Raw genomic sequence first — 13,218 nt, forward strand, 5'->3', positions numbered from 1 at the left:
TCGCCTTTCGGTTCAGAGGAAACTCGGGGTCGGATTCAGGGGTGGAGGTGTTCAGCTGAAGCAGGGATCGAAGGTGTCGAGTGGCCGGTGACCGTCGGTGGCCCGGCCCGTCCGCTGTCGCCAACGGAGGTGTTCGGCGGATTCGGCGGCTGCGTCCCGGACTCCCTCGGTCGGCCTGGCGCAGCCCGGAACGAACGCGCCCGTGGCCCGCCTGCCAGCCGCCGAAGTGCGCGACCGGACTCCAGTCCGGCTGGACGAGTGGCATGGGCGGCGCCAGGCCTTCGAAGAAGCCGACAGTCGTGAACGACCCGACCGCCCACGACTGTCAGTAGCGCCTCGATCTCGGGGATCCGCTCTTCGGGGATCTCGAAGAAGTCGCCGCTCAGCACTGCGAAGTCCGCGTAGCAGCCGGGACTGAGGGTGTCCTTGACGTCCTGCTCGCCCGTGAGCCGGGCACCGCCGGTGGTGTACGAGGCGAGGGCTTCGGCCCGGTCCATGCGGTTCTGCCCGACCACAGGCACATCGGCGACGTTGCGTCCGTACACCAGCCAGTACAGGGCGACCCAGGGGTTGTACGTCGAGACCCGGGTGGCGTCCAGTCCGCGCGGCCTGCTCCCGCACCATCGCCGGACCCTGCCGCAAAGTCAGCACGCCGTCCCACCGGAGTTCGAGGACGAAATGCAGACCGCCGCGGACGACGTGGTTGTGCGAGTCGTTCAGGCCCGGCACGACGCGGCGCCCCAAGGACCAGCGGGGCGACCTCCCGATCCCCGCCGACGACGGTCACCGAACCGTCCCGCACGGCGCGAGCGTTCGCGGCGGGCCGCTTCGGGTCACCAGTGAAGATCTTCGCATCGCGCAGGACAAGGTCCGCGGGTTGCGCGGGAGCACCTGCCTGGATGCCGGCCCCCGGCATGGATGTCATGGTCCCTCCCTCGGGATGCTGCCGACGGCCTCAGCGCTCCTCGCCGCGCAAACCGTGATCGCCGACCGCGTCAGGACATCACCGCGTGAGCAGCGTTCGCACCGGGGCCCCACCCCAGCGGGACGCGCCCACCGACGGCCGCACGGACTGGGGTGGACCCCGGTGCGAGCCGCGTCGGAACACCTGTTACCTGGAAAACAGGCTTCGGAAGGAGAGCACGGAAATGGATGGGACCGCAGCACCACGTCCCTCCGCGGGGTGGGCGTCGGGGTCGTGGGCACCGCTGGCTGATCGCGTCTTCCGCATCCTGTGGCTGGCACAGTTCGGCTCGAACATCGGCAGTTGGATGCAGACCGTCGGCGCGCAGTGGCTCCTCGTGGACCGCGGAGCCGCGTACGTGGCCGGGGTGCAGGTCGCCTACAGCCTCCCGGTGCTGCTGCTCGCGCTGCCCGCAGGCACGCTCGCCGACCTCGTGAACCGGCGCGTGCTGCTCATCACGGTCCAGATCGTGATGGCCGCGACGGCGTTCCTGCTCGCGGCACTCGCGTGGGCCGGCCGCCTCCCGCCATCCGCGTTGTTGTCCCTGACGTTCGCCATGGGCTGCGGACTCGCACTGTCGACCCCGGCCTGGCAGGCACTGCAGCCCAGCCTCGTCCCGCGGGACCAGATCGCGAGGGCGTCGGCTCTCGGCGCCGTGAACATGAACACGGCACGGGCCCTTGGACCTGCCCTCGGCGGGTTCCTGGTCTCCTGGGCCGGAGTCGGCTGGACGTTCGCGGGCAACGGCGTGTCGTTCCTGGGTACGGCGATCGCGCTCGCCGCTTGGCATCAGCCGGCGGTCCGAAAGCCGGCCCAGGAGCGGGAGCGCATCCGAGGCGCGCTGGCAGCAGGCAGTCGTTACGTCCGCAACGCGCCTCGCGTACGGCGTCTGATCCTGCGCACAGCGCTGTTCATCCCGGGTGCAGTCGCACTGTGGGCCCTGTTGCCCGTGGTCGCCCAAACGGAACTGGGGCTCGGCGCACCCGGCTACGGCGCGCTTCTCGGCGCAGTGGGGGTCGGAGCCGTAGCGGGGTCGTTTCTTCTGCGGCCACTGACCAGTCGGCTCGGCGGCGAACGGACGCTCACAGCGTCGATGCTCGGCTACGCCGCGGTCATCGCCGTCCTGGCCCTCACCCACTCGGCGTGGATCGCGGCAGTCGCACTCGTCGGCGGCGGCGTCGCCTGGATCGGGGCCCTGACCACGCTCAACGCGTCGCTGCAGCTGACGTTGCCGGACTGGGTGCGGGCGCGCGGCCTGGCGTTCTACCTGCTCGTCTTCCAGGGCGGTCAGGCCGTCGGATCGCTGCTGTGGGGAGGCGTCGCGCAGCGGGCGGGGGTACGGCCCGCGCTCGCCGCGGCGGCAGCCTCTCTTGTCCTGGCCGCGCTCGCTCACGTCCGATGGCCGCTGCACGACGCCGCGACCGCCGACCCCACGCGCACGCACGCCTGGCCCGAACCCGCAGTCCTGACCGAGGGCCCACCGGCCGACAGGACGACACTGGTGATCGTCGAGTACCGGGTCCGACCGGGGAACACCGCCGCCTTCCTGGCCGAGATGGACCACATCGGACGATCACGGCAGCGCACCGGCGCGTTCAGCTGGGGCCTCTACGCGGACATCGCATCCCCCGACCGCCTCATCGAAACGTTCCTCGTCCGGTCGTGGTCAGAACACCTGGCGCAGCACCACGAGCGGCAGACCGGCCTGGACAGCGCCATGGAGGCAAGAGCCCGAAACCTGCTGACCGAACCGCCGCAGGTCGTTCACGCGGTCGCACACGGACAGGCCTAGGTGTTCCGCCCCGGGAGGTCGGGGACGCGGCTGATGGGTGATCGGCACTTCAGCCCGGTGGGTTCGCGGCAGTGATCGTAGTTGGGCAGTCACTCGTCGAAGCCGGCGCGCCACCCCAGCTGGGGAGGGCCTTTTCACTCGGCCATGGCAGCCGAGGTGCCGTCGGCCCTCAGCACGTCACCGGAGTTCGACGTCGCATCCGGTACGCCGTCGGCGGAGAAGGACGAGGTCTGCAGCTTCGTCCTCACCTCGACCGCCCACGGGGGATCGATCTCCGTGAGGATTTCCGCCGCCTGCGTCCACACCGCACGGGCGAGCGCGTCGTCGCCGGTCGCCGCGTGGGTGTCGCCGAGCCGGGTGAGGCTGCCGGCCTCGTTGTAACGGTCGCCGTTCCTGCGCAGCATGCCGATGGCTCGCAGGTAACAGGTGCGCGCCCGCCTGAAGTTGCCCAGATGGTGATGGGCGTAGGCAAGGGTGTCCCAGGCGTTGGCCTCGTTCGGGCCGCCTCGATCGCGCATCCGTCGGTACAGGGAAAGCGACCCCACGGCGGTGGCCATGGCCTTGTCGTAGTCGCCGAGTACCGCTTGGTACCAGGCGATCGCGTTCATCGCGTCCGCCTGCCCGCTCAGATGTCCGGCGATGCGGTACAGGTCCAGGGCGTGCCGGGTGTGCCGTATCGCCTCACCGTGCCTCTCGGTGCGGGTCATCACCCATCCGAGGGCGCGTCGTGTGTGTGCCTGGCTGAGATCGTCGCCCAGCGCCTCGAACAGGGACAGGGCCTGTCGCAGGTGGTCTTCGGCCTCGGCATAGCGGCGGAGCAGTGAACAGGCGCGCCCGAGACCACCGTGGGCATGCGCCATGCCGACGGGGTCGGCAAGCTGCTGGGCCGCGGCGAGGGCGATGCCCTGGAGGTCCGCCCAGTCGTGCCAGTGTCCGAACCGTTCGTGCACCGGGTCCAGCAGCCGCGCCAGTTGCCACGCGTGGGCGCCGAGCCCTTCGTCCACCGACTGCCGCACCAGCCCCAGCAGGACGAGCCGCTCCGTACTGAACCAGCTGAGGGCGGACTCGGCGTCCCCCAGGACCACCGGGGTCCCCGTTGTCTCCGGTGACGGGGCCGGCGAAGGGAAGACACCCGCCGGATCGAGAAGGGGGGCGCTGGCATACGCGGTGAGCAGATAGTGATCGAACATGCGGCACAGTGCGTCGCGCCGTTCCTCCTCACTGTCCCCCTCGCCGTCCTCGGCACGAGCGAGTTCGTTCGCATACGCGCGCAGAAGGTCATGGAAGCGGTATCGGCCCGGGGCCTCCTCGGTGAGGAGGTGCGTGCGCGTCAGTTCGCCCAGCAGGGAGCGGACCCGGACGGTTGGACGGTCCGCGAGTGCTGCGGCCGCGTGTGTCCCGATGTCCGGCCCGGGATGCAGGGACAAGAACCGGAACAGCCGGGCCGCTTCACCGGTCAGGGTGCGGTACGACCAGCCGAACACTGTCCGCACGTCTGTCGTCGCATCGAGGCCGTCGAAGGCGTCGAGGCTTCCGTTCGCCTCCATGAGTTCCGCCGCGATGCCGGACAAGGGGAACGACGGGTTCATCAGGGCGCGGGCCGTGATGATGGACAGCGCCAGTGGCAGCCCCCCGCAGAGCGAGATGATCGTGTCGACAGCAGCGGGCTCGGCGGCCACCCGGTTGGCCCCGAGCCGTCGTACGAGTGACTGCCTGGCGTCTTTCGGAGCCAGTAGGTCCAGCGTGAGGGGGTGCGCGCCGCCGGCGACCACCAGGCTCGTCAGTTGATTGCGACTGGTGATCAGGACCAGGCAGCCGGCGGCGCCGGGCAGCAGCGGACGTACCTGGTCGGCGTCGCGCGCGTTGTCCAGCAGGACCAGGACGCGTCGGTCCGCGAGAAGGCTTCGATACAGAGCCGCCTGGGCTTCCGGGCTGTCGGGCATCTGCTTGCGGCTGACTCCCAGGGCCTCGAGGAAGCCGCGTACGGCTTCCGCCGGGTCCATGGCCGCGCCGTGGAGATCGAATCCCCTCAGATTGACGTAGAGCTGGCCGTCCGGGAACCGGTCCGTCACTCGATGGGCCACCTGGACGGCCAAGGTGGTCTTGCCCACTCCGGCCATGCCGCCGATCGCGTTGATCACCATGGTGGTCCCGGGTCCACCGTGGCTCGGGATGGCCGGAAGGCGGCGCAGCAGGTGGTCGATCTCGGCCTCGCGGCCTGCGAAGTGTTCGTAAAAAGCCGGGAGTTGGGCCGGCCGGGGCAGCGGAACGAGTAGGTCGCCCCGAGCCGGGGAGGCCGTCTCGGAAGCAGCGTCCCGGCCTGTTGAGCCCTCACGGTCCGAGGCCGCGAAGGGCATCGGGTGCGTGGGTGCGGTCCGCGCACTCAGCACTTCGCGGTGAGCGGCCAGCAACTCGGAGGAGGGCTCGACGCCCAGTTCCTCCGCCAGCAGCACCCGGATCTTCTGATAGGTCTCCAAGGCCTGGGACTGCCGGCCCGTCAGCGTCAGCGCCCGGATCAGCCGGCTGTGCAGCGGTTCGTCAAGGGGATGGTGGTCCGCCAGGCCCTGCAGTTCAGCCAGCACCGGTTCCACGCGGCCGTAGCGCAGGGCGGTGTCGACGGCCTCCTTGACCGTGGCCAGACGCTCGCCGTCGAGTCCCGCGAACACCGGGTGGCTGCGCGCCCCAGCCGGTATCCCGGCCGCCGCGTGACCGCGCCACAGCGCCAGGGCCTGCGCATACAACTCAAGGGCGGACGCGGGATCGTCCGCTCGGTCGGCCGCACGCGCCTGCGTGCGCAGGTCACGGAAGCGCAGCAGGTCAAGTGCGGTGACGCCGACGTTCAGCCGGTATCCGCCGCCCTCTCGGAGCAGCCATCTCCCGGTCGCCATCCGAGGCAGCCCCGGCTCCAGCACACGGCGTAGCGCCCCCACATAACGGCGTACGACATTGACCGCGCTCGGCGGCGAATCCCGCCCCCACAGCAAGTCGACGACTTCCGCGACAGCGACGGGTCGGCCGGCGTTCGCCATCAGCAACGCCGCGAACGCCTGCTGCTGCGGGGGCCCCAAGTGCAGTTCGGCATCGGCGCGCCAGGCGCGTACCGGACCGAGCACGGCGAAGTGCACCGTCTGCCCCGGGGGTTGGAGCTCCCGCCCGCCGGAAGGACCGGTCGTGGGCCCGGCTGACGGTCTCCGTGTGTCGGCCGGGCGCTTCATCCGGCGGTCGGCCGAGCGCGATGACCGGCGGAGCGGGAGCCGGTGCCCGTACATGCCGTTGCCCTGCTGAACGCGTCGAGCACCATGGTCATGATCCTCCCCCTCCCGAGGCCCCGACCCGCCCTCACCGCCCGCGACCGATGCGCGTTCCAGCTGTGCCGTCAGGGACCTTCCCCCCAGCTCACAGTACCCCGGTCCGCGGGGCGAAGGCCGGTCGTGCGGGGTCGAGGCCGGACGGCCGCGAGCGCGCAGGACGACCACGGGGTGCACGTCGTCCCTCACCATGACGTTCTCTCCCTCGCTGGGCCAGTACAGCGCGGTCGCGGGGGCGACCGCGGCGACAGGACCACGGGGGCGGGGAATGACCAGGACCGGAAAAGATCGGCATCGGTCAGGGCGGATTGCCGACGTCCTAGACTCCGAACTGTGCGTTTCACCGTGTTGGGGCCCGTCAGAGCCTGGCGAGGCGAAATGGAGCTGCCCCCGGGGCCGCCCAAGCGGCGAGCCCTGCTGGCCCTGCTCCTGACGCGGGCGGGGGAGCCCGTTCCCGTCCACGAGATCGTCGACGTGCTGTGGGGCGAGAACGCGCCCGTCAGCTCCGTCAATGTGCTGAGCCGTCATGTGGGATCTCTGCGCGGGATGTTGGACACGGATACGTCCGGACAGACCACGTCGAGCCGACTCGTACGTGGCTCCGGAGGCTACCGCCTGATACTCGGTTCAGGGGAGCTCGACCTCCAGCGGTTCCGTGCCCTGCGTGACGAGGCGAGTGCGGCCCGGGATCTGGGCGACCCTGCCCGAGCCGCCGCGTCACTGCTCGAGGCACTCGCCCTGTGGCGCGGCCCCACAGCGTCAGGGATCGCACCGGAAGTGCGCGCGCACCCCGCCTTCGCCTCGGTGGACCGGGAGTATCCGGCTGCGGTGAAGGAAGCCGCTGCGGTGGCCCTCGAAGCCGGACCGGCACTCGCCGGGCAGTTGCTGCCGATCCTCAGACAGACGGCCGCGGATCACCCCTTGGACGAGGTGCTCCACGCGAGTCTCGTCACAGCGCTCGCGGCGACCGGACACCGGGCCGAGGCATGGAACGCCTACCGGGACGTCCGTACGCGACTCGTCGACGAGCTCGGTCTGGACCCGGGCCCGGAACTTCTGGCTGCCGAAGAGCAGTTGCCGCGCAGCACCGCCTCCGCACCGCCGGGCTGGTCGGGGCCCCGGGGCAGTGCTCAGAGCAGTGCCGAGAACATCGCCCCCCAGCCGTCGCACGCCGGCACCCGCGTGCCGGAAACCTCCACCGGCACGACGGCAGACGGCGCGAGGTGGGTCCGCCCCGCACAACTCCCGGCCGACCTGGTCATGTTCACCGGCCGCCACACCGAACTGGACCGGGTGCACGCCCTCTTGTCCCCGTCGGACGATCGGCCGAACGCCGTGGTGATCAGTGCGATCGGCGGCATGGCGGGCGTCGGCAAGACCAGCCTGGCGGTGCACTGGGCCCACCAGATCGCCCACCGCTTTCCCGACGGCCAGCTGTACGCCGACCTGCGCGGCTTCGACCCTTCGGGTTCGATCGCGGATCCCGCGGAGGTGATCCGCGGCTTTCTCGATGCCCTGGGCGTCCCCGCGCACCGCATACCGGCCGGCCTCGACGCCCAGACCGCCCTCTACCGGAGTCTGCTGGCCGGCCACCGAGTCCTGGTGCTGCTGGACAATGCGCGCGACACGGAACAGGTCCGCCCGCTCCTGCCGGGCTCCGCCGGATGCCTGATCGTCGTCACGAGCCGCAACCACCTGCACGGACTGGTCGTCGGGGACGGAGCCCATCCCCTCTCGCTCGGCCTCCTGACGGCCGCGGAGTCCAGGGAGTTCCTCATCAGGCGACTCGGCCCGAAGCGGGTGGCCGAGGAACCGACCGCCGCTGACGAGATCGTCGCGCTGTGCGGCTCCCTGCCGTTGACACTGGCCATCGTCAGTGCCCGTGCCGCGGCCCATCCGGGCTGGAGCCTCTCGTTCATCGCCGAGGACCTGCGCAAGACCCGCGGCAGCCTCGCCGGCTTCACCGACGATGATCCCACCACCGACCCCCGTACGGCGTTCTCGTGGTCCTACGACGCTCTCACACCGGGTGCGGCGCGACTGTTCCGCCTTCTGGCACTCCATCCCGGCCCCGACGCGTCCACCGCGACCGCGGCGGTTCTGCTGGGCCTATTGGTCAAAGACATACGCCCTCTGCTCGCCGAACTGGTCGGCGCGCATCTGCTCACCCAGCGATCCCCGGGCCGCTTCGGTTCGCATGAACTCCTGCGGATCTACGCTGCGGAACTGACGGAATCACACGACACCCTCGAGGAGCGGGACGCCGCACGGCACCAGCTGCTCGACCACCTCCTGCACACCGCTCACCGGGCCGACAGCCTGCTCGCACCCCACCGGGAACGTCTCACCCTGTCCGCGCGGGTCGCCGCGGGGGCCAGTCCGGTGGCGTTCAACAGCCGGGAGAAGGCGGCGAGCTGGTTGAACGCCGAGCGTCCCGTCCTCCTCGCAGCAGTGCAGGAGGCGGCCCGATCCGGCTTGGGCGCCCACTGCTGGCAACTTGCCGCGACACTGGAACTCTTCCTCGACCGGCATGGCCGGTGGCAGGACCAACTAGTCTCTCAGGCCGCGGCGTTGCAAGCGGCCGAGGACCTGGGCGACCTCTCGGGACGCGCTCACGCGCACCGGGCCCTGGGCTTCGTGAACGGGCGCCTGGAGCGCCCCGCCCAGGCGCACGAGCACTTGTCCACCGCGCTGGAACTGTTCGCCGCCATCGGCGACTTGCCCGGCCAGGGGCGCGTCCACCGCTACATGGCCTTCCAGGCCAACCGCCAAGGCCATCACCACGAGGCACTCGACCACTACCGCGAGGCGCACTCGCTGTACGAGGCGGCCGGTCATCGCAGCGGACAGGCAGGCATCTCCAACGAGGTCGGCTGGACCCACATTCTGCTCGGCGCGTACGAGGCAGCCCTGACCGACTGCCAACGGGCGATCACCATGAACCAGCAACTCGGCGACCGCAACGGGGAGGCCGCCGCCTGGGACAGCCTCGGCTACGCCCACCACCACCTCGGCCAGTACCAGCAGGCCCTCACCTGCTACGAACGCGCCTTGACCGCCTATCGCGAGATCCACGACGACTACCTGGAAGCGGACACCCTCGTCCACATCGGTGACGCGTGGGAGGCCGACGGTTCCCAGGAGCGGGCGGCGGTCGCCTGGAAGCAGGCACTGGGGATCCTTGAGACCATCGCGCACCCCGATGCCGAGCACGTACGCGACAAGCTCCGGCGCCCCGACGACACATGACTCGCGCCCCTGAGTACCGGCGGAGTGCGGCCGCTGCGTCCCCGCGTACCGTGTGCTCTCGACCGCGGAGAAATGCCCCGGTGTCGCCTTGGGTCACCGCCTCGGACAGGGTGTGGACCCCGCGCTCGCACAGCCTGTGAGGCGCTACGGCGCGCCCCCGGTGCCGCGGCGGCGGCCCGCGCGCGGACGGACGGGCTGCTGAAAGTCCGGTACATCGACGACAGCCCCGCAGGGCTCGCTGGACGACTGCTCTCCTTCGGCGCCACCACGGTGGGCGAACTACCCGCCGTGGCGCACTGGTCAAGGAAGTCGGGGAGCCGGTGGAGTCGAGAGCCGCTCGCGTCTGACGATCGAGGAGGTCGGGACCGTGGCCTGTACGCGGTGACCCTGCGGGCCGGCGGGGGCACCTCGGCGTACCGGCGTGTGGGGTTCGAGACGGTCATCACTGCCGACAGTGCACGCTGCCGCAGGGGTGAACGCCCACCCGACGGGGTGTTCACCTTCTCGGCACGCTTTGCACACTCCGACCCGCTTACCGTCAATCGACAGCGTCCAATGACTGATCAGTGAGATTCCGGGGGGACCGTGCTTGTTTGGCCTGGTGACGCGAAGCCGGCCAGGCGAATGAAGCATCTCCGAGCAGCTGCTGGGACACGACGCGAAATCAAGGATCCAGTCGTCGCCGTTGGGTGACTCACGGCGTCGGAGCACCGAGTCGCCGAACGCGTCGCCAAGGCGCTGACCAGCCGGGAGGCTGCGGCACTGCTCTTTCCGCCGCCCTTGGCCCGTTGAGGCGCGCCCACCGTCTGAACTGGGCGAAGCATCGCGAAAGGAGATCTCATGGTGTGGTCCGGGGTTCACCCTGTGGCGGTGACGCAGATGGTCGGTCGGCACGCGGAGCGTGAGGCGATCGGGAGGCTGCTCGTATCGGTCCGTGACGGCTTCAGCGGAGTCCTGGTGCTCACCGGCGACGCGGGAGTCGGTAAATCCCGGCTACTGGAGTACGCCGCCGAGTCCGCCCAGGACCTGACAGTGGTCAGGCTGGTCGGCGTGGAGGCCGAGACACGACTGGGCTACGGCGCGCTGCACCGACTCCTGCGGCCGTACCTCGGCCGGCTGTCAACTCTGCCGGAGCGTCAGCGTGACGCCCTGAACGCCGCGTTCGGGCTGACCGATGCTCCGCCGTCCGACCGCCATCTGGTCGGATTGGCCGCGCTGACACTGCTCTCGGACGCGGCCACGGCGGCGCCGATGCTCTGTCTGGTCGACGACGTGCAGTGGCTGGACCGCGAGTCGGCGGAGACCCTGGCCTTCGTAGGCCGACGCCTGTACGCGGACTGCCTCGGGCTGCTGTTCGCCGGGCATGACGGGACCGGCGTCCACGACGTCTTCGGCGCCCTGCCCGTGCTCCGGCTGGAGGGACTCACGGACGTGGAGGCCCGGGCCCTGCTGGCCGACGGTGTGACCGGACACCTGGACCAGGCGGTCGCCGAGCGGCTCGTGGCGGGCACCGGAGGCAACCCGCTCGCGCTTCTGGAACTGGCGGTGAACCTGGGCTCGGAGCAGCTGGCCGGGATCACACCACTGCCCGAGCCGCTGCCGGTGAGCCGACAGCTGGAAGCACATTTCCGGCAGGCGGCGGAGCTGCTGCCCGCCGACACCCAGACCCTGCTGCTGCTCATGGCCACGACGCCGACGGACGACCAGGCGACGCTGTGGCGCGCCGCCGGAGCCCTGGGGCTGTCCATCCGGTCGGCCACGCCCGCGATCGCCGCGGGGATACTCAACCGCGGGATCGTCGCCGAGTTCCGCCACCCGCTGATCCGGTCGGCGGTCCACTCAGCCGCGTCCGCCGAGGAGCGACGCAATGTCCAGGCGGCACTGGCCGCCACGAGCGCCCCCGAGCGCCGGGCCTGGCATCTGGCCGAGGCGACCGACGGGCCGGACGACAGCGTGGCCGCACAGCTGGCAGCCGCCTCCGAACTGGCCCAGACACGTGGCGGATACTCCGAACAGGCCCTGTTCCTCACCCGGTCGGCGGAGATGACCAAACATCCGGGCAAGCGGGCCGAGCGATATCTCGACGCGGCGGCGGCACATCTCGCTTCCGGCAATCTGCCGGCGGTGCAAACACTGCTCGAACTCGCGACCCCGGACCTGACCGGGCCGACCGGCCGGACCCACGCGATACGGCTGCGGGCGTCCGTCGAGATGGTTCACGCCCGCCCTCGTGAGGTACCCGCGATGCTGCTGGAAGCGGTGGCCGACCTCGGCACCACCGACCACATGGCGAGCTGGGACCTGTTGGGCGAGGCGACGCGCGCCGCGATCATGGGCGGCCGGACGATCACGGGGACGACACCCCGCGAGGTCGCCAAGGCCACCGCCGACGCCTGGTGCGAACCGGCGTTGCCGGCCTCGAGCCCCGATCCGCTGATGGCGGCACTGGCGCGCTTGATCGCCTACGGCTACGCCGCGGGAGCCCCGGCCCTGGCCGCGGCACTGGCCCGGTTGCGCACCGCCGACGAACTCCAGGACCAGAATACGTTCAGCGCCATGGTCAGTCTCGCGGGCGACGAGTTGTGGGACATCGAGGCCAAGCGGGAGATCCTCGGGAAGCTGGTGACGGCGGACCGTGACCGCGGAGCCCTCTACGGGCTCAGTATCGCGTTGGTCTCCCTCGCCGGCGTGGAGATCTGGGACGGCCGGTTCGCCGCCGCCGAGAGCTGCTACGACGAGGCGGACGACTACATGACCGCGACCGGATACAGCCCGTCGGGAGACTTCCACAAGGCCCTGCTGTATGCCTGGACCGGCCAGGAAGTCGAGTTGCGGGCCGCGGCCGCGACGATGAACGCCATGGCCGAGAACCTGGGCCTCGTACTGTATCGGCGGTCGATCGGCCAGGCCCTGAGTATCTTCGAGATCGGTCGCGGACGGTATCGGGAGGCGCTCGACGCCCTGCTCGCGGTGTTCGACCATGACCCGTTGGTCCTCGGCGACATCAATCTTGCCGGAATGGTCGAGGCCGGGCTGCGGGCCGATGACCGGAAGGCCGCCGCCATGGCCATGGAGCGAATGGAGGAGCGCGCTCCGCTGGCCGGAACCCCATGGGCGTGGGGGCTTCTCGCGCGCTGCCGGGCTCTCATGACCGACGATGACCGGGCCGAGCAGCTGTATCAGGAATCGATCTCGCAGCTGGAGAAAGTCCCGGTGGCCGTGGAGCTGGCATGGTCGCGCCTGCTCTTCGGCGAATGGCTCCGCCGTCGCAGGCGTCGTGCCGACGCCAGGGTCCAGCTGCGGGCCGCGTACGAGTCCTTCGAATCCTGGGGAGCCGCGTCCTTCGCCGAGCGGGCGAGAGTGGAGCTGCTGGCCACCGGGGAGACCGCACGCAAACGCACGGTCGACACCCAGTTGGACCTCACCTCGCAGGAACGTCATGTGGCGATGCTGGCCGCGTCGGGTTTGACCAACGCGGAGATCGCCACCCAGTTGTTCGTCACCACCTCGACCATCGAGTTCCATTTGAGCAGGGTTTTCCGCAAGCTCGGTATCACGTCGCGCAAGCAGATCGGGCGCAAGCTGAGTGAGGCCGATTCCGACGATTGACAGGGGGCCGTCGGCGGACATGCTCCGCCCGACCCAGTCGGGTCGCCCGGCTCGGCCGACCTGCTCAGTGACGGGCGCCGCCCACGGTGGCAGCCGAGCAGTACCCCGACTCCCCGGCCCGGCCGCCGCCCCGACGGTGATCGCACCCACCGCGACCGTCATCGGCCACGTCGAATGACCGAGCACCCGGTCCGCCATCATGCTTCGGGCCCGGGGAGGGCGAGAGTCGCCGGGGCGACCACGAGACAGCCAGGAATTCGGAGCGGTTGAGCTGCGGCCAAAGCCGTTCCGCCGAC

5 protein-coding genes are annotated in these 13,218 nt (G+C 70.5%); 3 read left to right on the forward strand and 2 right to left on the reverse strand.

Annotated features, from left to right (window positions below):
• Nucleotides 1–35 precede the first annotated feature (35 nt).
• A complete protein-coding gene (locus tag BFN33_RS54420; protein WP_256122822.1) occupies nt 36–545 on the reverse strand; it encodes an amidohydrolase family protein in 510 nt (169 codons plus the stop codon).
• Between the two features lie 603 nt (nt 546–1,148).
• On the opposite strand from BFN33_RS54420, the gene BFN33_RS22145 reads away from it, so the two are divergent.
• Nucleotides 1,149–2,756: an MFS transporter gene (locus BFN33_RS22145; RefSeq protein WP_069761806.1), complete on the forward strand. Its 1,608-nt coding sequence runs from the start codon at nt 1,149–1,151 to the stop codon at nt 2,754–2,756.
• Between the two features lie 134 nt (nt 2,757–2,890).
• Here the strand turns inward: BFN33_RS22145 and BFN33_RS22150 are convergent, their stop codons facing one another.
• Entirely contained in the window at nt 2,891–5,881 is a 2,991-nt protein-coding gene (locus tag BFN33_RS22150; protein WP_069761807.1) for a BTAD domain-containing putative transcriptional regulator, read from the reverse strand.
• A 561-nt stretch (nt 5,882–6,442) separates the two neighbouring features.
• On the opposite strand from BFN33_RS22150, the gene BFN33_RS22155 reads away from it, so the two are divergent.
• Together BFN33_RS22155 and BFN33_RS22160 are read left to right on the forward strand one after the other, a co-directional pair.
• On the forward strand, nt 6,443–9,313 hold the full coding sequence (locus BFN33_RS22155) for a BTAD domain-containing putative transcriptional regulator (protein WP_069761808.1): 2,871 nt from the start codon (nt 6,443–6,445) through the stop codon (nt 9,311–9,313).
• 879 nt (nt 9,314–10,192) lie between these two features.
• A complete protein-coding gene (locus BFN33_RS22160) occupies nt 10,193–12,922 on the forward strand; it encodes an AAA family ATPase (protein WP_256122830.1) in 2,730 nt (909 codons plus the stop codon).
• Nucleotides 12,923–13,218: the final 296 nt, after the last annotated feature.

Origin of the sequence: Streptomyces sp. LUP47B (assembly GCF_001746295.1) — a bacterium.
Taxonomy (GTDB): domain Bacteria; phylum Actinomycetota; class Actinomycetes; order Streptomycetales; family Streptomycetaceae; genus Streptomyces.